The sequence below is a fragment of the Ruminococcus sp. CAG:330 genome, assembly GCF_000437175.1.
GTDB lineage: Bacteria > Bacillota > Clostridia > Oscillospirales > Ruminococcaceae > Ruminococcus_C.
This window is the reverse complement of sequence record NZ_FR898089.1, coordinates 182378-204426: the sequence shown is the minus strand read 5'-3', so window position 1 is coordinate 204426 and position 22049 is coordinate 182378. Positions and strand designations below refer to the sequence as shown.

Annotated in this window: 17 protein-coding genes; 7 read left to right on the top strand and 10 right to left on the bottom strand. The window is 53.4% G+C overall.

Going from position 1 to position 22049, the window contains the following annotated elements; translation table 11 throughout:
• The 5 genes from QZL66_RS11145 to QZL66_RS11125 all read left to right on the top strand — a co-directional run.
• The coding region (locus tag QZL66_RS11145) for an NAD(P)/FAD-dependent oxidoreductase (protein WP_293615126.1) at positions 1 to 827 on the top strand (827 nt) is incomplete at its 5' end.
• 20 nt (positions 828 to 847) lie between these two features.
• Complete coding sequence (locus QZL66_RS11140) at positions 848 to 2527, top strand: adenylyl-sulfate reductase subunit alpha (RefSeq protein ID WP_022411800.1); 1680 nt, start codon at positions 848 to 850, stop codon at positions 2525 to 2527.
• On the top strand, positions 2511 to 2825 hold the full coding sequence (locus tag QZL66_RS11135) for a 4Fe-4S dicluster domain-containing protein (RefSeq protein WP_022411799.1): 315 nt from the start codon (positions 2511 to 2513) through the stop codon (positions 2823 to 2825). The genes QZL66_RS11140 and QZL66_RS11135 overlap by 17 nt, the downstream gene beginning before the upstream one ends.
• A 35-nt stretch (positions 2826 to 2860) precedes the next feature.
• Entirely contained in the window at positions 2861 to 3760 is a 900-nt protein-coding gene (cysD, locus tag QZL66_RS11130; RefSeq protein ID WP_022411798.1) for a sulfate adenylyltransferase subunit CysD, read from the top strand.
• A complete protein-coding gene (locus QZL66_RS11125; protein ID WP_022411797.1) occupies positions 3760 to 5451 on the top strand; it encodes a sulfate adenylyltransferase subunit 1 in 1692 nt (563 codons plus the stop codon). The genes cysD and QZL66_RS11125 overlap by 1 nt, the downstream gene beginning before the upstream one ends.
• Before the next feature lie 282 nt (positions 5452 to 5733).
• Here QZL66_RS11125 and QZL66_RS11120 read toward each other — a convergent pair whose 3' ends face one another.
• From QZL66_RS11120 to QZL66_RS11090, 7 genes are all read right to left on the bottom strand, one after another.
• Entirely contained in the window at positions 5734 to 8016 is a 2283-nt protein-coding gene (locus QZL66_RS11120) for an ATP-dependent Clp protease ATP-binding subunit (RefSeq protein ID WP_022411796.1), read from the bottom strand.
• 374 nt (positions 8017 to 8390) lie between these two features.
• Positions 8391 to 9809 (bottom strand): MocR-like pyridoxine biosynthesis transcription factor PdxR, encoded by a 1419-nt coding sequence (locus QZL66_RS11115; protein WP_022411794.1) that lies wholly within the window; start codon positions 9807 to 9809, stop codon positions 8391 to 8393.
• Positions 9775 to 12669: a glycosyl hydrolase family 59 gene (locus QZL66_RS11110; RefSeq protein ID WP_022411793.1), complete on the bottom strand. Its 2895-nt coding sequence runs from the start codon at positions 12667 to 12669 to the stop codon at positions 9775 to 9777. The genes QZL66_RS11115 and QZL66_RS11110 overlap by 35 nt, the downstream gene beginning before the upstream one ends.
• A 1-nt stretch (position 12670) precedes the next feature.
• On the bottom strand, positions 12671 to 13378 hold the full coding sequence (trmB, locus tag QZL66_RS11105) for a tRNA (guanosine(46)-N7)-methyltransferase TrmB (protein WP_022411792.1): 708 nt from the start codon (positions 13376 to 13378) through the stop codon (positions 12671 to 12673).
• A 244-nt stretch (positions 13379 to 13622) separates the two neighbouring features.
• Complete coding sequence (locus tag QZL66_RS11100) at positions 13623 to 14102, bottom strand: deoxycytidylate deaminase (RefSeq protein WP_022411791.1); 480 nt, start codon at positions 14100 to 14102, stop codon at positions 13623 to 13625.
• A gap of 8 nt (positions 14103 to 14110) precedes the next feature.
• A complete protein-coding gene (locus QZL66_RS11095) occupies positions 14111 to 15967 on the bottom strand; it encodes a cellulase family glycosylhydrolase (protein WP_022411790.1) in 1857 nt (618 codons plus the stop codon).
• Between the two features lie 114 nt (positions 15968 to 16081).
• Positions 16082 to 17197 (bottom strand): hypothetical protein, encoded by a 1116-nt coding sequence (locus QZL66_RS11090; protein WP_022411789.1) that lies wholly within the window; start codon positions 17195 to 17197, stop codon positions 16082 to 16084.
• A 121-nt stretch (positions 17198 to 17318) separates the two neighbouring features.
• Here QZL66_RS11090 and QZL66_RS11085 point away from each other — a divergent pair, with 121 nt between their 5' ends.
• Positions 17319 to 17609 (top strand): YabP/YqfC family sporulation protein, encoded by a 291-nt coding sequence (locus tag QZL66_RS11085; RefSeq protein WP_022411788.1) that lies wholly within the window; start codon positions 17319 to 17321, stop codon positions 17607 to 17609.
• Positions 17587 to 18753 (top strand): sporulation protein YqfD, encoded by a 1167-nt coding sequence (locus tag QZL66_RS11080; protein ID WP_022411787.1) that lies wholly within the window; start codon positions 17587 to 17589, stop codon positions 18751 to 18753. The genes QZL66_RS11085 and QZL66_RS11080 overlap by 23 nt, the downstream gene beginning before the upstream one ends.
• On the opposite strand, the gene rpoD (QZL66_RS11075) is transcribed toward QZL66_RS11080, so the two are convergent.
• The 3 genes from rpoD (QZL66_RS11075) to QZL66_RS11065 all read right to left on the bottom strand — a co-directional run bounded on the left by rpoD (QZL66_RS11075) (position 18750) and on the right by QZL66_RS11065 (position 22023).
• Positions 18750 to 19823 (bottom strand): RNA polymerase sigma factor RpoD, encoded by a 1074-nt coding sequence (rpoD, locus tag QZL66_RS11075; RefSeq protein ID WP_022411786.1) that lies wholly within the window; start codon positions 19821 to 19823, stop codon positions 18750 to 18752. The genes QZL66_RS11080 and rpoD (QZL66_RS11075) overlap by 4 nt on opposite strands.
• Positions 19824 to 19938: 115 nt before the next feature.
• Positions 19939 to 21021, bottom strand: a complete 1083-nt coding sequence (gene rpoD / locus QZL66_RS11070; RefSeq protein ID WP_022411785.1) for an RNA polymerase sigma factor RpoD — start codon at positions 21019 to 21021, stop codon at positions 19939 to 19941.
• A gap of 48 nt (positions 21022 to 21069) precedes the next feature.
• Positions 21070 to 22023 (bottom strand): toprim domain-containing protein, encoded by a 954-nt coding sequence (locus QZL66_RS11065; RefSeq protein ID WP_022411784.1) that lies wholly within the window; start codon positions 22021 to 22023, stop codon positions 21070 to 21072.
• Positions 22024 to 22049 lie beyond the last annotated feature (26 nt).

Here is a 22049-nt window from a genome sequence, read left to right as displayed (position 1 = left end):
GTTTGGATGCGCTGGTTTTGGAAAAAGACGCAATGGGTTCGGGACAGATTGCTGTCACAGAGCAGGTGGACAACTACCCCGGACTGCCCCGCATCGGCGGCTATGAGCTGGGCGAGAAGTTTCGGGAACATGCGGAAGAACTGGGTGCTTCGTTCTCTGAAAACGAGGTGGCAGCGCTGACCAAAACCGACGGCATTTTTACCGTTTTCATGAAAGATGGGACGAGCGTCATGGGAAAAAGCGTGATCTACGCCGCCGGAACTTCCTACCGCCGTTTGGAAATTCCGGGGAGTCAGCTCCTTGGAGTCTCCTACTGTGCGACCTGTGACGGTGCGTTTTATCAGAACAAGACCGTGGCAGTGGTTGGCGGCGGAGATACGGCGCTGGAGGATGCGCTGTACCTCTCCCGAATGGCGAAGCAGGTCTATCTGGTGCATCGCAGAGATGCATTCCGTGCCAATGCCTCGCTGCAAAAGCAGGTGGCGCAGACGGGAAATATTGTGCCCGTCCTGTGTGCGGTTCCCACTGAGATCGTGGGGGAGAAGCATGTGGAAGCGCTGAAACTTTTGCATAACGACAAGCCGGAGGATTTGCAGCTGGACGGTGTGTTTGTGGCAATCGGCAGCGTTCCCAATACGGAACTTCTGCGTGGAATCGCAGCGCTGGATGCCAGTGGCTATGTCGTTGCCGGCGAAGATGGTGTGACTTCTGTGTCTGGACTTTTTGCTGCCGGAGATGTTCGGACAAAACTGCTGCGGCAGGTTGTCACAGCGGCAGCAGATGGCGCCAATTGTGTGGCATCTGCGGAAAAATATCTTCTGCATTGACAGGGGAGGATGGTGATGAGATGAAAATAGAACGCTGCAAAACCGATGTGCTGATCATCGGCGGCGGAACGGCCGGATGCTATGCCGCACTAACCATTGCGGAAAAGTCCGATGCCAAGGTGCTGATCTGTGAAAAGGCGCACATCAAGCGAAGCGGCTGTCTGGCAGCCGGTGTCAATGCACTGAACGCCTATATCACAGAGGGCAGAAAACCGCAGGATTACGTGGACTATGCCCGTAAGGATGCCGACGGCATTGTGCGTGGCGATCTGCTGCTTACCATGTCGGAGCGCCTGAACAAGGTGACGGCGCACATGGAACAGCTTGGCTTGGTCATCCTCAAGGACGAGAACGGCAAGTACGTGGCACGTGGCAACCGCAACCTGAAGATCAACGGCGAAAACATGAAGCCAATTCTGGCAAAAGCGGTGGAAGTGCTGCCGCAGGTGACGATTAAAAACCATGTCAATATCACAGACTTTTTTGTGAAAAACAATCGGATTCAGGGTGCGTTTGGATTTGGCATTAACGATGATACTGTGTATCTCATTGAGGCAAACGCTGTGATTATCGCCACAGGCGGTGCAGCCGGACTCTATAAGCCCAATCATCCCGGTTTCTCCCGGCATAAGATGTGGTATCCGCCGTTCAATACGGGTGCAGGTTATGCCATGGGCATTCGTGCCGGTGCGGAGATGACCACCTTTGAAATGCGCTTCATTGCACTGCGCTGCAAAGATACCATCGCTCCCACGGGTACGCTGGCACAGGGTGTCGGCGCAAAGCAGGTGAACTCTCTGGGGGAGGTCTATGAAACCAAGTACGGTCTGACCACCTCGGAACGTGTTTACGGAACCGTCAGCGAGAATCTGGCGGGCAGAGGGCCGTGTTACCTCCGCACAGAGGGAATTACACCGGAACAGGACGACTCCCTGATGAAAGCGTATCTGAATATGGCGCCCTCTCAGACACTGAAATGGATCGAGAGCGGTAAAAGGCCCTCTCAGCAGAATGTGGAAATCGAGGGAACAGAACCCTATATTGTAGGCGGACATACCGCAAGCGGTTATTGGGTGGACACCAAGCGTGCCACGACCATTACAGGCTTGTTTGCTGCCGGCGATGTCGCCGGCGGATGCCCGCAGAAGTACGTGACCGGTGCACTGGCAGAGAGCGAGATCGCCGCAGAATCTGTGCTGGAATTTTTGCAGAATCACACTCCCACGGCACCGGATACAGAAGCTGTACAGGCACATATCGCCGAGGTAGAGCATTTCCTGAAAGATAACGGCGGACTGTTCGATACGGAGCAGCTGGAGGATGCCATGCAGACGGTGATGGACACCTATGCAGGCGGCATTGGCACCAACTACCGGTTCCACGAAAAGGAACTGGACATCGCTGATGAAAAGATCGTGCGGCTGATGGAATTGTCCGACCAGCTCCACGCCGCAGATTATCAGGAGCTGATGTACATCTACGAGCTTCGGGAACGCCTTGTGGTTTGCCGCAGTGTCATCGCCCATTTGAAAGCGAGAAAAGAAACACGCTGGCACAGCTTCGCAGAGAATCTGGATCATCCGGAAAAGGATGATCTCCATTGGCGCAGATATGTCAATTCCCGGATGCGGGACGGAAAGCTGGAAATCGTTTTTCGGGAATTGGTAGAGGAGGGACGGAACTATGAGCATTGCCATTGATCAGAAGCAGTGTATTGGATGCGGAAAATGCCGCATGATCTGTCCCGGCAGCCTGATTCACCAGAATGAAACTGGCAAGGCGTTTATCAAATACCCCAAGGACTGCTGGGGATGCACCTCCTGTTTGAAGGAGTGTCCCGTGCACGCCATCCGTTTTTATCTGGGTGCAGATATGGGCGGTATGGGAAGTCTGGTACACACCGAAAAAGAGGGCGATGTGTTGCGCTGGATTGTGGAACACCCCAAGGGCGATGTCTCCGAGATCCGCATCAATACCAAGGAATCGAATCACTACTAATGCTTTGAAACAGAGCATTTCAAGGAGGAAATGATATGCAGGAATTGTCACATCTTGACGAACTGGAAGCTGAGGCAATCTACATCATCCGAGAGGTTGCGGCAGAGTGCGAAAAGCCGGTTATGCTGTACTCCATCGGAAAGGACAGCTCTGTCATGCTGCACCTTGCCATGAAGGCATTTTATCCGGAAAAGCCGCCGTTCCCGTTCTTGCACATTGATACAACATGGAAGTTTAAGGATATGATCCGTTTTCGGGATGAGACCGCAAAGAAGCTCGGCATCGAGATGCTGGTCTACACCAACGAAGAGGGCGTTAAGCAGGGCATCAACCCATTCGACCACGGCGCAGCTTACACGGACATCATGAAGACACAGGCGCTGAAGCAGGCACTGACCAAGTACGGCTTCACCGCAGCGTTTGGCGGCGGCAGACGTGACGAGGAGAAGTCCCGTGCCAAGGAGCGTATCTTCTCGTTCCGAAATGAGGCACAGGCGTGGGATCCGAAGAACCAGCGTCCAGAAATGTGGAAGCTGTATAACACCCGCATCAAAAAGGGCGAGAGCATCCGAGTTTTCCCCATTTCTAACTGGACAGAAAAGGACATCTGGCAGTACATCCAGCGGGAAAATATTGATATCGTACCGCTGTACTTTGCAGCAGAGCGTCCGGTTGTCTATCGGGATGGCAACATTATCATGGTAGATGATGACCGTCTGCCGTTGCTGCCGGGAGAAAAGCCGGAGTATAAGTCCATTCGTTTCCGGACGTTGGGCTGCTACCCGCTGACCGGCGGTATTGAGTCGACTGCAACCACACTGGATGAGATCATTGACGAAACGCTGAGTTCTGTTTCGTCGGAGCGTACCTCCAGAGTCATTGATAACGAGGCAGCCGGCAGCATGGAACGTAGAAAGCGGGAGGGATACTTCTAATGAAGGGCTTATTGAAATTTATCACATGCGGCAGCGTTGACGACGGCAAGTCCACGTTGATCGGACACATTCTCTATGACGCAAAGCTGCTGTATGCAGATCAGGAAAAAACACTGGAACTGGATAGTAAGGTGGGCAGCCGCAGCGGTGCCATTGACTATTCGCTGCTGCTGGACGGTCTGATGGCAGAGCGGGAACAGGGCATCACCATTGATGTGGCATACCGCTACTTCACCACGGATAACCGCAGCTTTATCGTGGCAGATACCCCGGGTCACGAGGAGTATACCAGAAACATGGCAGTCGGCGCATCCTTTGCGGATTTGGCAGTCATTCTGGTGGATGCATCTCAGGGCGTTTTGGTACAGACCAGACGGCATGCACGAATCTGCAAACTCATGGGCATCCGCTATTTCGTCTTTGCAGTAAATAAGATGGATCTGGTGGGCTACAGCGAAGCACGTTTTCGTGAGATCGAAGCACAGATTGCGGAGCTGCGCAAGGAACTGGATCTGGAAAACATTTACATCATCCCGCTATCTGCAACAGAGGGTGACAATGTCACCAAAAAATCAGAGAACATTCCGTGGTATGACGGTGTGCCGCTTCTGGAATATCTGGAAAACGTGGACATTCACTCTGACAGCCACGAAAAGGGCTTCTACATGCCGGTACAGCGAGTATGCCGTCCGGACCACACATTCCGTGGATTCCAGGGACAGATCGAAGCCGGCAGCGTCCGTGTGGGCGATGCCATCACCACACTGCCCAGCAATGAAACCGCTACTGTTAAGGGCATTCTCATGACAGACAAGTCTGTGGATGAGGCATTTGCGGGACAGCCGGTTACCATCTCGCTGGATAAGGAAGTGGACGTTTCCCGTGGCTGCGTCTTTGTGAAGGATGCAGCTGTGGCAGTCTATAAGAAGCTGACCGTTTCTCTGCTGTGGATGGATGACGAGCCGCTCTGCATCGGCAAGGACTATCTGGTAAAGCTGGGAACCAAGCTGATTCCGGGTATTCTGACCAAGGTGGACTACGCCATTGATGTCAACACCGGTGCACATCAGGAAACGGATACGCTGGAGAAGAACGGCATTGCAGTGTGCGAGATTCTGCTGACCGAGGGAATTGTGGCAGATCTGTTCGCCAATCACAAGGTGCTGGGCGAGCTGATTCTGATCGACCGTGTTACCAACATGACCTCTGCGTGCGGTGTTGTGGATGCTGTCAGCGAAAAGGTCAGCAATGCAGCAGACCGCAACTCCTTCCAGTATGGCGATCTGAAGGCAAGAGGAGACATCTTCGAGGAATTCTACTATGACACAGGCAGCCTGAACGTTCTGAAGTATCGTCCTGCCAGCCGTACGTATACCGTTGGCGATGAGATTCCCACTGTTGGCGACAGCTATCATTATCCGGATAGCTTCGACTGCATCGTGCTCCGTGACGGTGTGGCTGTGAAGATTCGGGACAAGAAAATCACTGCGATCCTGCCGGCAGAAGAATACACATATGATGCCGTTCCGATTATCAATGGCCGTGGCTTCGAGGTGCTGGTGCACTCTGCCGATGAGACAAAGGCATTTCTCTCGGAATATGCTCAGACCAAAGAACAGGATCAGACCGCATTCTTTGCAAAGTGGATGAAGTTTGATACTTATCGTAAGGTCGTATTCCCCAAGCAGTAATTTCGGCGGAATAAGAGCTCGTGTTCATAGGCGTCTATCTACGTCTTTTCGGCAAATTTTGTTGCATACTGCGTGAAAAATTCTTGCCATACGAAAGTATGCCTGCAAATTTTTGCCTTGTCTGCAAAAAAATTTGCTCGAAAATCCGCATATATTTCCTATGAATACAAGCTCTAAAACTGCATATACAATAGAAAAGGACAGCTGTAAGAATTTGCGGCTGTCCTTTTTGTTGTGTTGAGAAGAAGAATGTGCGATCAGAAAGGATTCGCTAACAGATGTTTATGAATTGGAATGCGTCCCAACGCAGTCCAGTACGACGAACTGATTTTCCGCAGCGGTCAGGCGAATGGCATCTCCGGCGTGAATCTCCTCGTGCAGCATACGGTTTGCCAGCGCATTCTCCACCTTTTGCGTCAGGTAGTGCTTCATGGGGCGTGCGCCGTACTGCGTGGTTTTGGGCGCATTTGCCAGCAGCTGCACCGCCTCCGGCGTGAACTCCATGGCAATTTCGATTCGCTCCAGACGCTTTTGCAGTCCGGTGAGCATCTGCTGTGCGATTTGTTCCAAACTGTTCTGCTGGAGCGGATGAAACCAGAAGACACCGTCCAGCCGTCCCAGAAACTCTGGAGAAAAGTGGCGCTTGAGTGCATCCTGTGCCTGCTGGAGTGATGCGCCGTCACGCTCTGCAGTGAAGCCCAGATGCTCTCCGGTGCGGATGGTTTCTCCGCCGATGTTGGAGGTGAGAATGAGCAGTGCATGACGAAAGCTGGTTTTTCTGCCGCTGGAATCCGTCAATGCACCATCCTCCATGATCTGTAATAAAATATTGCAGACGTCCGGATGCGCCTTTTCGATCTCGTCCAGCAGAATGACACAATAAGGGCGCTTGCGGACACGCTCGCAGAGCATTCCGCCCTCCTCGAATCCCACGTATCCGGGAGGTGCGCCGATCAGCTTGGATACGGCGTGCTTTTCCATAAATTCCGACATGTCGATGCGAATCAGGCTGTCCTTGTCGTCGAAGAGATGCTCCGCCAATGCGCTCGCCAGCGCAGTTTTTCCCACACCGGTAGGACCGGCAAAGAGAAACGTGCCGATGGGGCGGGAGAGATCCTGCAATCCGGTACAAGAGCGAAACAGCGCCACGGAGAGCTGGTCGATGATCGTATCGTGCCCGACGATTTTTTGCTTGAGTGTGTCGGTGAGCGTGAGCAGCTTTTGCCGCTGCGCTTCTGTGATTTTTTCCGTGGGGATGCCGGTTCGGACAGCGACCACAGCGGCGATGTCCTCCTCTGTCACTGCGGCGGATGCGTTTTCATCCTGCGGCTCCTGTTCCCATCGAATGCGGGCACGGGAACACGCTTCGTCCAGCAGGTCGATGGCCTTGTCCGGCAGAAAACGGTCGTGCAAGTAGCGGTCGGCGTACTGAATGGCAGCACGCAGCACATCGTCTGCAATCTCGACACGGTGAAATTCCGCATAGGTTTTCCGCAGCCCCTGCAGCATGGCATAGCAGAGCTTTTCATTCGGCTCGGTGATCTGCACCGGCTGAAAGCGGCGTTCCAGTGCGCTGTCCTTGCCGATGGTGGCACGGAATTCGCTGGGCGTGGTGGCACCGATCAGCCGAATCTCGCCACGTGCCAGCTGTGGCTTGAGCATGTTGGCAGCATCAATGGCACCCTCCGCAGCGCCGGCCCCCACAATGGTGTGCAGCTCGTCGATAAACAGAATGATGTTCCCGTTTTCGGCTGCCTCTGTCAGGCAGTTTTTCAGGCGTTCCTCAAAATCGCCCCGATATTTTGCGCCGGAGAGTAACGCCGGCAGATCCAGCGCAAACAGCTGCATATTCTGCATGGCCTCCGGCACATTGCCCTGTAAAATTTTCTGGGCGATGCCCTCCACAATGGCGGTCTTTCCCACGCCGGCTTCGCCGATCAGACAGGGGTTGTTTTTGGTGCGGCGGGAGAGGATGCGGATAATCTGCTGCACCTCCTTTCCACGTCCCACCAGCGGGTCATAGCGGTAGGGGTGCGCCGGATCAGTCATCAGCCTGCCATACTGAAACAGAGTGGGGCAGGATTTTCGGGAGACAGTGTCAATGTGCCGGCGCTCCATGCGCACGCCGTAGGTACTGTCGCAGGTACAGAGCGTACAGAGCTGGTTCAGGCTGATGCCCAGTTTTTTCAGAATGGCAACTGCACTGCAGCAGGGGGCGTGGATGATTGCCAACAGCAGATGCTCCGTTCCCGCCAGTGCCTTTCCGGCATCCCGTGCCCGTTCCTTGGCATCCTCCAGAATGGAAACCAGCGAGGGGGTCAGACAGTCCTCCCGCACCTCCGCCGGAATACCACGCCCCACCAGATCAATAACGGCGTGGCGCAGTTTGTCCGCATCCAGCTGCTGCGCTGCCAGTGCGCTTGCCGCAGCGTTGCCGCCCTCCTCCATCAGTCCCAGTAGAAGATGCTCGCTTCCGATGTACGTATGCCCCAGTTCTTCTGCGGCATGAATTGCTTCTTTCATGGCAAGGATCGCTTTTCCAGTGAATCCCTCTGTGTATCGCATATGCTCCAGTTCCTTTCTCCGGCATTGCCGTCTGTGAAAAAATCGTATGCTTTCAGTATGCCATAACTTTCCTGAAATATTTGTCGAAGGAGTCACACAATTTCGTTTGTGGCATACAATGTACTATGAAACAGACAAAAAACAGTTTGTTTCAAAAAAATTTGACACAAAGGAGACTGAAGATTATGTGTTTCGAGAATAATGGTGGATGCTGCTGGATTATCATTCTGCTGGTGATTTTGTTCTGCTGCTGCGGTAACGGTGGCGGCTGTGGCAACAACGGCGGCTGCGGCTGCGGATGCTAAGCGTCTGACAAAGCGCTGAATCAAAACGGGCACGGAGGCGATACAGCTTCCGTGCCCGTTTTTTATCTCTCATGGTAAAAATTGTTTCCATGCGTCCAGCAGGCGCTTGGTACCTTCTAAAATTTCCTTTGGCGAAAGGCAGGCGTATCCCAACACCACTTGCGGCGGCGCAGCAGCACGTCCGCCCGTCTCGTAGTAGGCGGAGAGTCCATGCACGGTAATGTGCGCCTCCTGTGCCGCTTGTACCAGCTCCTGTTCGGTGCAGGGCAGGCGGACTTCCAACAGCAGATGCAGTCCGGCAGCTTCGCCGCAGACACGGATGTGCTTGCTCATGGGATGGGAGCGCAGCGCAGAGATCAGGAGATCCTGCCGCTGATGATAGGTCTTTTTCATGCGGTTGAGGTGGCGTTCAAAGTACCCTTCCTGTAAAAAGCGCACCAGTGTGTACTGTTCAAAGCTTGGCACAGTGGAGGAATAGAACGAGAAGTCCTGTTCAAACCGTTTCGCCAGCAGCGGGGGCAGCACCACATAGCCGATTCGCAGTGAGGGCGCAAGAGTGCGTGCAAAGGTATTCATATAGATGACATGTCCGCCGTTGTCCAGACTGTACATCGCCGGAAGAGGTTTCCCTTGAAACCGCAGTTCGCTGTCGTAGTCGTCCTCGATGAGATATCGCTCCGGCTGTTCCGCAGCCCATTCCAGCAGTTCTGCCCGTCTGCGCACCGGCATAATGATGCCCGTCGGAAACTGGTGAGACGGCGTAACGTGGGCAATGGTTGCACCGGACTGACGCAATGCTTGTATTTTCAATCCGCTTTGATCCATGGGAATTCCGATGACAGAAGCACCATTGCTGCGCAGGATGTGCTTTCCCTTGGGATAACCCGGCTCTTCCACAGCGTATCGTCTGGAAGCCCCCAGCAGCTGGACAAGAATCCCCAACAGATATTCCGTTCCGGCGCCCACCAGAATCTGTTCCGGAGCTGCATGAATTCCCCGAAACTCCCGCAAATGGGCAGAAATTGCCCTACGAAGCGGATACAATCCCATGGCAGGCGTTGCGTGAAGCAGTGTTTCCTGCTTGGTAGAGAGCACCTGTCGGGACAGCTTTGCCCACGTGGCAAAGGGAAACTGTTCCAGATCCACACCGCTGGTGGAAAAATTAATCTGATCTTTTGGCGGGACAGGCTCCGGCTGAATCGGCGATGTGAGCAAAAGCGGATCCGGCTCTTGAAATAGCAGATGTGCATCCGGATCGACAAAATAGCCGGCACGTGGCCGTGCGTAGAGATAGCCCTCTGCTGTCAGCTGCTCGTAGGCAGTCTGCACAGTCATTAAGCTGGTCTGCAAATGTGCGGAAAGTGCACGGCGGGAGGGCAGCTTCTCATTGGGCTGAAGCCGTCCCTGTGCGATTTCTCTACGAATGGCACGGCAGATCTGCTGATAGAGCGGCTCAGACTTCCGGGAGTCCAGCAGAATCGTCAGCATCTGCGGTAGATTCTTCAGTTGCGGTGGGTGCAGCAGGCTCTTCCGGAACAGATGCCGGCTCGCTGTCACTGAGGGCAGCCTCGGTTTCTGCTGCGGATTCTGTCGCTTCCGATTCTGCTGTTACCGGATTCTCCGTTGACTCTGCATCGCTGTGCTCCGATTCTGGTGCAGCCGGCTGTTCTGCGGGGAATTCTGTTTCTTCCGGTTCCGGCGGCTGGGTGAAAGGATGTTCCATGTGCCAGAGCATTGCCTCAGCGTCCATGGTATCTGCGACAAAGCGGCGGCGATACTGTTCCTGCTGCTGTTCCTCTGTCATTTCCGCACGAACTTCTTTGGGAATCATCAGCGTATCGGTCATGCGGGAGTAAGGCTCCGGAATCTCCAGCACATCCAGTCGGAATTCGCCGTGGTTGAGGAAGACACGCATGCTGTGAACACCCTCCGGCAGCTGGTCGAGAATCAGGCACGCTTGACGTGGCAGACTGCTCGGAACAAAGAAATTTTCATAGATGGTGTGACCGTCGATCAGAACGGTAAACTCTGCGTTTTTAGCGGTACCGATGATAGAGATTCCTGTTCCCTCGAAGGTGCAGGAAAATTCAGCGCCAGCCTTTGCCTCCATGGAAGTGCGGTTGTAGAACATGTAGCTCTCCATGGCGTGAATTTCCCAGTTTTCGTTGTAGAGGATGTTGTCGCCGAAGCAGTCGATACGTCGCACATAGAGCGGCTGAAGCCGGACAGGCTCCACTGCAATGTTGCGGAACATGTTCCACGAATAGTCGCTGCAGAGGCTGACACGACCGCTGTTGATCATGCACTGCGGGGTGTACTTGGTGAGGAAGTTTCCGTTGATGAAAAAGAAAATGGAGTTGCCCAGCACGATTAGCTTGAGATGATTCCATTCCTTGGGATTGACTTGGGAGAGAATGCCCTCTGCAGCAACATTTTCCATGTCCATCAGCTTCCAGCTGCCGTCGCCGTAGAGTCTGCCGGTATAGCCGCACATGGAGGAGAACTCACAAGTGACGGCGGAATTGTACCGAACGCCAATGCCGGCGAAGTTGTTCTCATCCAGATTTGCCAGACGGACATCGACCTCGGCGCTGTAGCTGTGCCACTTGTCATCGCCGAAAGAGGTCAGCGGCAGCGGTGTCCCGCGGAAACGCCAGTTGGTGGGGAGAATTTGCCGGGAGATTCTCTGACAGATGACATAGCCGTCCTCTGCGGTCTCGATCAGCTCGAACGCACCGCCCTGATCAGTCATATAGCGAGGTGCGCAGCCACGGACGCAGATTTCCTCCTTGGTGTATTCCAGTCTGTCCCGGTAGGGGAGTGTGAGCCGTGCTGAAGACGGCGGCTGGATGCCGGAAAAGGTATTGACACCGTTGACCCAGCTGGTGTCCAGCGTGGTTACTGTCATAATGGACTGCGGCGGAACTTTGACAGTGAAGATGCCGTGCTTGTTCTTACTGCATCGAATGGTTTTTCCACGCTGGAACCAGTTGGCATCATAGGACTGCCGTCCGGACGGACCTCTAGTGATAACTGTGGAGAGCGCAACATCCTGAAATGCCATGTCCTTGATCTGTACATTGTAAATACGGGGCTCCTCACTCTCGTTGGTGAAGAACATGGAGAGCTCGCTGCGGTCGGGAGCGGTGAGTGTCATGAAATTGTGGGTTGTGTTGGTGATGGCGTGGTCTTCCTCGCCGTCGCCGTAGCAGGCGCCGTTGATGAACATCCAGCCTTTCTGCGAAAACCGGCTGAAATGCATTGCCATCCAGAAGCCGATGTCCAGCACATAATGCCCTGACCACGGTTCCCATGCACGAATCAGCTGCTTCGGGGAATAGCAGGAGCCGTTATAATAAGAGGCGACTGCCGGCTGGAACTCGTACATGGTCATTTTGCCGTTATAGTAGCTGTTGATGATTCGGTTTGCCACATCGATGGGGCCGTTTCTGCCAATCAGTCCAGACTGGTCGGCCTGTACGGTCAGCTCCGGCACATTGCACGGCGCAATGCCCTCGCTGTACCAGATCTCCTTGCCGTATGCCTCGTTGAGCAGGTTGGTGTAGGAATCGCCGAAGGTGGTATAGTGTAAGCCGATGACATCCACGGCATTGCGGAGAACGCTGTTGTCTACCATCTGCTCTGCGATGTTGCGGGAACCTACCTCATCCGAAGCGATGATCTTGATCTTGCTGTAATCATAGGGCGCATTGGTTTCGTGATCCAGCCGATAGCGCAGGTAGAGAATCCACGCCTCATCTGGTGTATCCGTTTCGTTCTGGTCTGCGCTGATGTAATCGAACTTCAGTCCGTAGACAGCGTAGGCAGCATCCAGCGTCTCCTTGTACCAGCGATAGCGGGCGCTCAGCCCGTTTTCCTGACTGATGGTAAATGCGTGTGTGACCCAGCCCGGTTCGCCCCAGCGCAGGAAATCCACTGTGATATCCGGATTGATTGCCTTGGCATCGGCGGCAAACTGAAACCCTGCGCCGCGTGTGACGTCGGCAGGCTCATTGGCAGAACGCTTGGTAGCTGGCTCTGTGCCGGAAGAAGAGTTGATATCGGCACCTAGTTCAAGCTTGATGTGCGTCAGGCAGGCACCATAATTTTTCTGGAACAGCAGGCGCATGATCTCCTCGTATGCCTGCGGATGCTCTGCCTTGTAGTCCAGGAGCAGTCGGGAGGAATTGTTGGCGCTGACGCAGCCGAATCCCCGGTAGCATGCAGCCGGATTTTCGTTTGCCTGAGTTCCGTCCGCAATGATTTCCATTGGTGCTGCATTGCTGCGATCCATCAGCTCTGAAAAATATTTGTTGACGAACTTGCTGTTTTTCATTGAAAAATCCATATCAGCCATTCCTTTCGTAAGTATTCATCCATTCCTGCAGTGCCTCCGCAGGAACGTCAGGGTCTGGCTCTGCAATTAGAAAATGGATGGGTTTTCCCATCTCCGTGAACATCTTTTCATGCTCGGTTTCAAAATAACACAGCGCCGGTTCCTTGTGCAGATCATGTGTCATGGTGCGAATGCGGAATCCAGCCTGCGGGAAATATTGCAGGGAGTCCTCGAACAATCCGGCATCGTCCGTCTTGAACCAGATTTCGCCGTCCAGAATCTGCCGGTACTGTACCAGCTGGCGAGGATGTGTCAGACGGCGCTTCTTGTGCTTGCCGCGTGGCCAGGGATTGCAGAAGTTGATGTAGATCCGGTCGATTCGATCGGTCTCGGCGAAACAGGCGGAGAGATACATAATGTTGTCAATGCAAATGCGGATGTTGTCCATGGGAATATTTTTTTCCGCATAAGCTGCCTCCAGCTTTCGCTTTGCCAGTACCAGCATTTCGTTTTTGATGTCGATAGCGACATAGTTATAATCAGGGTTGGCGGGAGCTTCCTGTGCAATAAAGCCACCCTTTCCGCATCCCAGTTCCAGTCGCAGCGGCTGCTTTTTGGGAAACTGCATTTCCCATCGTCCCTTGCAGGTTTTCGGGTCGGTGATATAAAACGGGCACGCCTCCAATTCCGGCTTTGCCCAAGGTTTACAGCGGATACGCATGAGTGCGATTCGTCCTTTCTTTGATAAATCAGATATCTGAAGATATGCTCTTCTTATTATATCATATTTTCAGGAAAAAGACAAAGGATTTTTGAAAAAAACTGAAAAAAATCGAATTGAAGAAAAATGGGAGACTTCCCATAAAAAAGTGCTCTCCCAGAAGTCTGGAAGAGCACCTTTGTGAAGAAAGATTCTTAGAACCTGTCTTCACAAGACACTTGTATACGCTTGTGAAGACGGGCTCTTATAGTTTGATGGTCATTTCCCGTTCCGTGTGATGATAGGGCCGGCATGTAACACCGGTGAGCAGGAACATCCGGCGGGATGCCCGTGTGGCATCGGAGTCGGCATACTTGTCATCGTAGTAGATGATCTCCCGAATGCCGCTTTGAATGATGGCCTTTGCACACTCGTTGCAGGGAAAAAGCGTCACATAAAGGCTGCATCCCTGCAAACTTCCGGCGCTGCGGTTGAGAATGGCGTTGAGTTCTGCGTGACACACAAAGGGATATTTGGTGTCCAAAAATTCGCCCTCCCGTTCCCACGGCATGTCGTCATCGTTGCAGCCGGTGGGCATGCCGTTGTAGCCAACGGAAACGATCTTGTGTTCCTGATTGACAATGCAGGCGCCGACCTGCGTATGGTCATCCTTGCTGCGCTCCGCAGAGAGCAGGGCAATGCCCATAAAATACTCGTCCCACGAGAGATAGTTTTTGCGCTTCATGGTTTGCCTCACTTCGGGAAGTTGGTGATCGTGCCGGCGAGGAACTGCTTATAGAGTACGAGATCTAGTCCGTTCAGAACGCCATCGCCGTTGACATCGCCAGCTTTGAAGTCCATTTCTCTGTCTGTCTTTTCCCGCAGCAGATATTTTGCAAGCTGTACCATATCCGCACTAGTCACCTTGCCGTCCTTGTTGATGTCGCCGGTAACGGCAGACGGTGCGGTGGAAGTAGAAGTGGTGGTAGTGGTGTTTCCGGAGGTTGTGGTTGCGCCGGTTGTGATCGGATCAGATTTTCCATTCCAGACTGTACCGCCGTCCAGATTGCTGCCCTCTGTGGATGCATAGGACTTGTAGAAGTCGCCGAGGGAAATGCTGGTGCTGCCGGTACCCAGTGCACGCTCATGATCCAGACTGATGTATTTTTCTGTCTTTTGTGTCTGCCACAGGGACGGTTCAAACAGACTATACTTGTCATCATCCCATGTGGAGAAGTCGTAGCCCAAAAGTCCGCCGGTATCGCCGGAGTTGGGGTTCAGGCACCAGAAAGTATGGTTGATGTGGTTTTTGATCATGTAGTCACGGAGCAGCTCCATCCATTTCTGGTTCTTTCCGCCGTCCATATGACCGCCCCACTCACCGATCAGCAGCGGTGCGATTTCCTTATCGTTGATGTATGCCCATGTGTCGTACCAGTAGTCGTCCAGCAGGGTTTGTGTGGTGAAATCCTTGTCGAACCAGGTCTGGTTGTAGACAGAGGGACCGTAGTCATGCGGGGAGTAGACGATCTGGCTGTTTCTGGAGCTGGAGCCAAAGTCGATGGGGTAGTCCTTGACACCACGGAGGTTACCGCCCCACCATGCGCCGTACCACGGCGACTGGTCTGCCGGAGCCTGCCAGATGTCTGCGGTGTCATAGGTGTAGCCCTTTTCAGTCTTGGGGTACTGCTCAACGCCCTCAATAAAGATCAGCGCATTGGGGTTCACATCCAGAATGGAGTTACCACATTCGGTTGCAGAATATGCCCAGTTGTTCTGATCGGTGGAGTCGTCCCACTTTGCAATGTCCTCCGGACACTTAGAGCCGCTGTAGCCACGCTTTCCGTGAGGTTCGTTTTTCAGGTCATAGCCAATGATGGTATCGTCGTTGCTGTATTTCTTAGCAAGCCAGGTCACCGAGTCCTTCCACATGTCCCATGTGATCTTCTCACCAGAAGCTGCGCCGACTGCCATGGTGTCACCGTCCGATGCAGCGGAGGTGTAGTACCACAGATTGTAGTTGTGGCCGGAGTTGTGTTCTGCCGGACTGTGAACGTCGATCATGACCTTCAGCCCGTATTCCTTCATTTTCTGCATGATGACATCGAAGATCTCCATGCTGTTTTTTAGAGTTTTACCGTCCTCCATGACGAAATCTTTGTTGGTGTTGACGTAAGTTCCTGCTTTGGTAACGGTACCGTCTTCTCCAACCACATCCTTCGGCGGTTCATAGCCGGCGTTGACGGAGCTGACAGGATCCGGCGAGCCATTCATCCACGAAACCAGCAGCTCGGTGGAAATTGGCATACGGATCAGATTGATGCCGTGGTTGCCGACGGCTTGCAGGAACTTGTCAATATCGGTGGCATAGAGTCCGTGGGCACAGTTCTCGGTACAGTTGAAGCCGAACCAGTTGGCACCGGTGAGCCATACCTCGTGTCCCTCCGAGTCGTACAGACGGCTGCCCACTGCGTGAAGCCAGTCGTCATTGTTGTCATCAGCAGCTGCCGCTGACAGACTTGCCGGAATCGCCGGAAGACTGGTCGAGAGGCAGGAGAGCGACATCACACCTGCGGCAGCAAGTGCAACTAAAGTTTTGCGCAATTTCATGATTGAAAAATCCCCTTTCTGAAAAGCTGCGGCATGCACCGCAAATTGCACAGAATTATTCTTCTTTTTATTATAGTGTATTTCCACAAAAAAGTCAAGAAAATTCGGAAAAAATCAAGCGCCGATTTTTTTCGTTTTTGAGAGCGGCTTGCGCCGGTCGGTTTCCTGCAGCAGCAGCCCTGTCATAATCAGCAGCATGCAGACGGGGAAAAATGTGCCCTTGTGGAAGCCGGCTGCTGCCGGAGCCGATACCATCTGAAATGCCTCGGCATTTTTCCAGGGAATCCAGCACATACCAATGCGGCAGAATGTGCCGGAGAGCACTGCTGCCAAAAGCCGTATCAGAAAAAATCGGGATAGGGAGATGAGGTCCCCGCCAGCTGCACGAATCTGCATGCACACACAGCATCCGCCAAAGGAGAGGAGTGCTGCCAGCATTGGGAGATACCAGCAAAACGGCAGGGAGAGCTGTGACGCATAGCTGATTTCCAGTAGACTTTTCAGAATCCAGACAGGGGAAAAGGGCAGGCGCTGTCCGGAGAGCATGGCGATGCTGTGAAATGCACCGCTCTCCTCCAGAATCCCGCAGAGTGCGGAAAAACAGAGGATGATCCCGCAGAGTTTCAATAGAAGTTTTCCGGCGTTGCTGGTGCTGGCGATGAGTAGCTCCGGCGTGATTTTGCGAATCGGGCGGATTGCAGTGCTCTGCATCTGTACCGGATGCCGGAAAAAGAGTACCGCAGCGAGGAGTAAGTTGGCGAGCAGATTGGCACAGAAAATCAGCCAGAAGCAGGGAACACGCTGCGGAAATTCTCCTAGAATCCCCAGCAGAAAAGCCGGACCGCCGCCGTAACAGACACAGCAGAGTCCGGCAGCGTTTTGTCTGGAGAGAGTTCGGTTCTCGTAGAGTGTTCGCAGGATAGAAGTGCCCACCGGATATCCGGCAAACTGGCTCAGCAGAAACAAAGCAAAACAGCCCTCTGGCATGTGAAAGATATGCGGTGCAATCCAGCGAAACGGCTTTCCCAGAATGCGCCAGATTTCGGTGGCAGTGAGCAGCTGTGTCAGAATCATCATGGCGTAGAGAGACGGAATCACTACCGTAAAACAGCGAACCGCAGCATCCAGCATTTCTTGACGGATGCCGGTGGCAAAGGCGACGCAGCAAAAGAGCAGGAGAAAGAGCAGCAGCACGGAACCCATTGGCAGCAGCTTTGTTTTTGCAGACATAACAATACCTCCAAAAGAAATTGATGGGATTTCCTTTCAGGATATGCGCTGCTGCGGTTTGAGTTGCCGTGCGGTGCTATTTTCTCCGGAAATGGCATAGGTTAGCTGTGAGGTGAACGGAATGAGAAAACTGCGAGAACACGCTGCCGAGATCAGTAGGAATCTGCTGGGCTTGGAAACCTATTTGCAGCTCTGCGGCAATCGGGAGCTAAAACTTGAGAATTGCCGCAAAGTGCTGGAATACAACGAGATTCGCATTGTGGTGCAGACGACGGAACTGATTTTAGAAATCTGGGGGCGCAATCTGGAGGCAGACAGCCGTACGCCGGAGTGCCTGTGGATTCATGGGGAAATCCAGTCAATTTCCCTGACGCTGAAAGGAGGCAGGCATGGGACGGCAGCTGCACGGTGATCTTCAGATCATTGCAAGCGGCGGTAAGCTCTATTCGTTTCTGAACGCCATGCAATCGACGGGAATCTGCTGCCGAAAACAGCAGTGCCGTGGGAACTCCTACCGGTTCTATATCTATGAAAAAGCACGAAAACCGGTGCAGGCGCTGGCGGAACAATATGGTGTCACCCTACAAATCACGCCCCAGAAAACGCTGCGGTATTTTCTCCATCGCTACCGGTTTCGCTTTGGCATTCCTGCGGGACTTCTGCTGGTTGCTGGGCTTTTGTTCTACGGTTCGAATATCATCATGACCATAGACGTCATCGGAAATGAAACTGTGTCAGAGCAGGAAATTCTGGCAGTTTTACAGGAGGATAATGTGCAGCGTGGCAGCTGGATTCCGTCTCTTGATCTCGCCAACTGCGAACACCATCTGCGTGCCGGAATCGAATCGCTGGCATGGGTTGGCATTCGGCACACGGGCAACCGGCTTGTGGTAGAGGTGATGGAGGCGACACCGCAGCCGGAGATGCTGCGATCACGTGTCCCCTGCAATGTGGTTGCCGAGAGAGATGCGCAGATCGTGTCTTTCACCGTCCAGTCCGGACAGGTAAAGCGTCTGACAGGAGATCTGGTGCGAAAGGGGGATCTCCTCATCAGCGGTGTGTGGGGCGATGAGTTTGGGCACGTGTTCATCCGCCATGCAATGGGACAGGTGGAGGGTATTTACGAACAGACGGAGGTCTTTTCCTGTGATTTCGTGCAGCAGCAGCGAGCGCCTGCTGCGGATCAGACGATCTGCCGGTATCTGGATTTGTTTACATGGCATATTCCGCTGGGGACGACAGAGAATCCCTATGCGGACTATGTGAAAACAGCGTCCACACACTGGTTTTCTCTGCTGGGGCAGGAACTGCCCATTGGCGTTTATGAAGAAACATATACCGCCTGCCGCACACACACACTGGAATTCACGCCGGAGGAGGCAGAGCAGAATCTGGCGGAACAAAAGCAGCGCTATGAGGCAAATTTTTTGCAGGATGTCGTGGTGCTAGACCAAAAAAAGACCGCTCTCGAAACAGAAAGCGGTCTGCAATGGGAAATTACTTATACGTTACAGGGCGAAATTGGAAGGCAGCAGGAGCTGTACCTACAGGATTAGTCCAGAAAATCCTTGACCTTTTTGCTGCGGCTGGGGTGACGGAGTTTCCGCAGTGCCTTTGCCTCGATCTGCCGGATGCGCTCTCTGGTGACGTCAAATTCCTTGCCTACTTCCTCCAGCGTGCGTGCACGGCCGTCCTCCAGACCGAATCGCAGGCGAAGCACTCTTGCTTCCCGATCACTCAATGTGGAGAGCACCTCGTTCAGCTGCTCCTTGAGAAGCATGAGCGAAGCGGCATCTGCCGGAGCCGGAGCATCGTCATCCTGAATGAAATCGCCCAGATGGCTGTCCTCTTCCTCGCCGATTGGCGTTTCCAGAGAAACCGGATCCTGTGCAATGCGGATGATCTCCTGAATCCGCTCCACCGGCATTTCCAAACGCTCTGCGATCTCCTCCGTGGTCGGGTCATGTCCGGTTTCATGGAGCAGCTGGCTGGATGCCTTTTTCACCTTGGTGATGGTCTCCACCATGTGCACCGGAATACGGATGGTTCTCGCCTGATCGGCAATGGCACGGGTGATGGCCTGCCGAATCCACCAAGTAGCATAGGTAGAGAACTTGAACCCCTTGTTATAGTCGAACTTTTCCACAGCTTTCAGCAAACCGAGGTTGCCCTCCTGAATCAGATCCAGAAACTGCATACCACGTCCCACGAACTTTTTGGCGATGCTGACCACCAGACGGAGGTTTGCCTCGCAAAGACGCTTTTTGGCATTGGTGTCGCCCTGTGCCATGCGCTCTGCCAGCTGCTTTTCCTCCTCCATGGACAGCAGGGGAACACGGCCGATCTCCTTGAGGTAGATCTTGACGGGGTCGTCAATGGCAATGCCGTCTGTGGAGAGGGAGGATTCCAAATCATCCACATTTAGATTTTCGTCCGTGTCATGAAAGGAAGGGCCTTCTGAATTGTCGTTGATGATCTCAATGTTCAGCTGTTCACATCTGCCGAGAAACTGTTCCAGATCAAAGTCCTGTTCCTCCAGAACATCAAAGACCTCTTTTTCAGAGAGCTTTCCGGTTGTTTTTCCTTTTTCCAGCAGTGCTTCGATTGTCATCTTTTTCTGTTCCATAGCATTGCCATCCTTTCTTGGTACTGTCTGTTTTCGGACAGCTGGGCAGATTGGTTTTTGAAAGTTTAGAGCACGTCTTCACAAGGCACATGCGTACACCTGTGAAGACAGGTTCTCAGTTGTTCTTGGTCGGCAGCGTCATCAGGAGCTTACTGCGGCTGGGGTGGCGGAGTTTCCGCAGTGCCTTTGCCTCGATCTGCCGGATGCGCTCTCTGGTGACATCGAATTCCTTGCCCACTTCCTCTAGTGTGCGGGAACGTCCGTCCTCCAGCCCAAACCGCAGACGGAGCACCTTTGCCTCCCGCTCGGTCAGCGTGGACAGCACCTTGTCCAGCTGTTCCTTGAGGAGCATCAGCGAAGCAGCGTCCTCCGGTGCCAGTGCGTTTTCGTCCTCGATGAAATCGCCCAGATGACTGTCCTCTTCCTCGCCGATCGGCGTTTCCAGAGAAACCGGATCCTGTGCAATGCGCATCACTTCGCAGACACGCTCCACCGGCATACCCAGACGCTCTGCGATTTCTTCCGGTGTAGGCTCACGACCGGTTTCGTGAAGCAGCTGGCTGGTTGCTTTCTTGACACGGGTGATGGTTTCCACCATGTGTACCGGAATGCGGATGGTTCTTGCCTGATCGGCAATGGCACGGGTGATGGCCTGCCGAATCCACCAAGTGGCATAAGTAGAGAACTTGAACCCCTTGTTGTAGTCGAACTTCTCCACGGCTTTCAGCAAACCGAGGTTGCCCTCCTGGATCAGATCCAGAAACTGCATGCCACGTCCCACATATTTCTTGGCAATGCTGACCACCAGACGGAGGTTTGCCTCGCACAGACGCTTCTTGGCGCTGCTGTCGCCCTGTGCCATGCGCTCTGCCAGCTGTTTTTCCTCGTCCATGGACAGCAGGGGAACACGGCCGATCTCCTTGAGATAGATCTTGACGGGGTCGTCAATGGCGATGCCCTCTGTGGAGAGGGATAGTTCCAGATCATCTGCATTCAGGCTGATGTCGGAATCTCTGGAGGCGGTGTCCATTGAAGAGTCGTTGATGATCTCAATGTTCAGCTGTTCGCATCTGCTCAAAAACTGGTCGAGGTCGAAGTCCAGATCCTCCATAACATCGGTGATCTCTTTTTCAGAGAGCTTTCCGTTGACCTTTCCCTTTTCCAATAATGCTTCGATCGTCACCTTTTTTTGTTCCATGGAACAATCATCCTTTCTATATTCATAGTCCTATCACGAAGAGCCGCCTCAAGTCTTGTGAGCCTTTTTCTGCACCAGCGAGAGCAGATCATCGTCCGTTTCGACTTCGCCGGAATCGCTGCTTTTCAGTGTGTGGATGCAATCTTGAATTTCCTTTTTTGATACTGGAAAATCCTGATATTTTGCCAGAATCCCACTGATTTTTCCCATCTCATCGTTGGACAATTCACCGCTGAGCGAGGAGAGAGTAAACACCCCGTCGGAGTTCCGGCACGCCAGAAAAATGCGGTAGACCTGCTGATAAAGCGGTGTCAGGAACTCGGCTTCTGTCAGTTCCTGCGAAATCCAATCGCCTTCCTCCGGATACCGCAGCAGATCGTACAGGATTCGCTCCTCTGCCTTGACTTCTTTCAGATGGGCGGAAGCCTGCGGAATTTGCGGATCCGGATTGGCGGTGTGTTCCATGATGGATCTCCACGCTTTTTCCTCTTCGATTTTTTTCTTGCTTCTCTGCCGATATGCCACCTGCTGGCGCAGAACATCGGCGGAGATTTCCCATTTGTTTGCAGTGCGGGAGAGGTAGATCTCCTGCTGGATGGGATCGGGAATGTCTGCCAAAACCGAAACGGTTCGTTTCAGAAGCTGGACTTTTCCGGCATCTGTGGCAACATCCAGCCCCTCCTCGCAGCGCTCCAGCTGAAAGTTGATGGCATCTCCCGCCTGTTCCAACAGCAGCCGGAAGCGCTCCGGTCCGAACCGTTTGATGTATTCGTCCGGATCCTTGGCACCGGACATGTGCAGGATTCGTGTTGGCAGCCCGACCTCGCTGAAATGGCGGATCGCCTTCTGTGTGGCTGTCTGTCCGGCACCATCGCTGTCGTAGGCGATGATGACTTCCTTGGCGTAATTGGAAATTTTTCGTGCCTGTTCCGGCGTGATGGCAGTTCCCAGCGTTGCCACCACGTTGGAGAAGCCGGCTTGATTGATGGCGATGACATCCATGTACCCCTCTGCCAGGATCAGACGTG

What these genes read in the sequence shown, in the direction of transcription:
- QZL66_RS11140 (WP_022411800.1), top strand. Translation starts at nt 848, where the DNA reads ATGAAAATAGAACGCTGCAAAACCGATGTGCTGATCATCGGCGGCGGA.
- QZL66_RS11135 (WP_022411799.1), top strand. Translation starts at nt 2,511, where the DNA reads ATGAGCATTGCCATTGATCAGAAGCAGTGTATTGGATGCGGAAAATGC.
- cysD (WP_022411798.1), top strand. Translation starts at nt 2,861, where the DNA reads ATGCAGGAATTGTCACATCTTGACGAACTGGAAGCTGAGGCAATCTAC.
- QZL66_RS11125 (WP_022411797.1), top strand. Translation starts at nt 3,760, where the DNA reads ATGAAGGGCTTATTGAAATTTATCACATGCGGCAGCGTTGACGACGGC.
- QZL66_RS11120 (WP_022411796.1), bottom strand. Translation starts at nt 8,016, where the DNA reads ATGCGATACACAGAGGGATTCACTGGAAAAGCGATCCTTGCCATGAAA.
- QZL66_RS11115 (WP_022411794.1), bottom strand. Translation starts at nt 9,809, where the DNA reads ATGCTGACGATTCTGCTGGACTCCCGGAAGTCTGAGCCGCTCTATCAG.
- QZL66_RS11110 (WP_022411793.1), bottom strand. Translation starts at nt 12,669, where the DNA reads ATGGATTTTTCAATGAAAAACAGCAAGTTCGTCAACAAATATTTTTCA.
- trmB (WP_022411792.1), bottom strand. Translation starts at nt 13,378, where the DNA reads ATGCGTATCCGCTGTAAACCTTGGGCAAAGCCGGAATTGGAGGCGTGC.
- QZL66_RS11100 (WP_022411791.1), bottom strand. Translation starts at nt 14,102, where the DNA reads ATGAAGCGCAAAAACTATCTCTCGTGGGACGAGTATTTTATGGGCATT.
- QZL66_RS11095 (WP_022411790.1), bottom strand. Translation starts at nt 15,967, where the DNA reads ATGAAATTGCGCAAAACTTTAGTTGCACTTGCTGCCGCAGGTGTGATG.
- QZL66_RS11090 (WP_022411789.1), bottom strand. Translation starts at nt 17,197, where the DNA reads ATGTCTGCAAAAACAAAGCTGCTGCCAATGGGTTCCGTGCTGCTGCTC.
- QZL66_RS11085 (WP_022411788.1), top strand. Translation starts at nt 17,319, where the DNA reads ATGAGAAAACTGCGAGAACACGCTGCCGAGATCAGTAGGAATCTGCTG.
- QZL66_RS11080 (WP_022411787.1), top strand. Translation starts at nt 17,587, where the DNA reads ATGGGACGGCAGCTGCACGGTGATCTTCAGATCATTGCAAGCGGCGGT.
- rpoD (WP_022411786.1), bottom strand. Translation starts at nt 19,823, where the DNA reads ATGGAACAGAAAAAGATGACAATCGAAGCACTGCTGGAAAAAGGAAAA.
- rpoD (WP_022411785.1), bottom strand. Translation starts at nt 21,021, where the DNA reads ATGGAACAAAAAAAGGTGACGATCGAAGCATTATTGGAAAAGGGAAAG.
- QZL66_RS11065 (WP_022411784.1), bottom strand. Translation starts at nt 22,023, where the DNA reads ATGGATGTCATCGCCATCAATCAAGCCGGCTTCTCCAACGTGGTGGCA.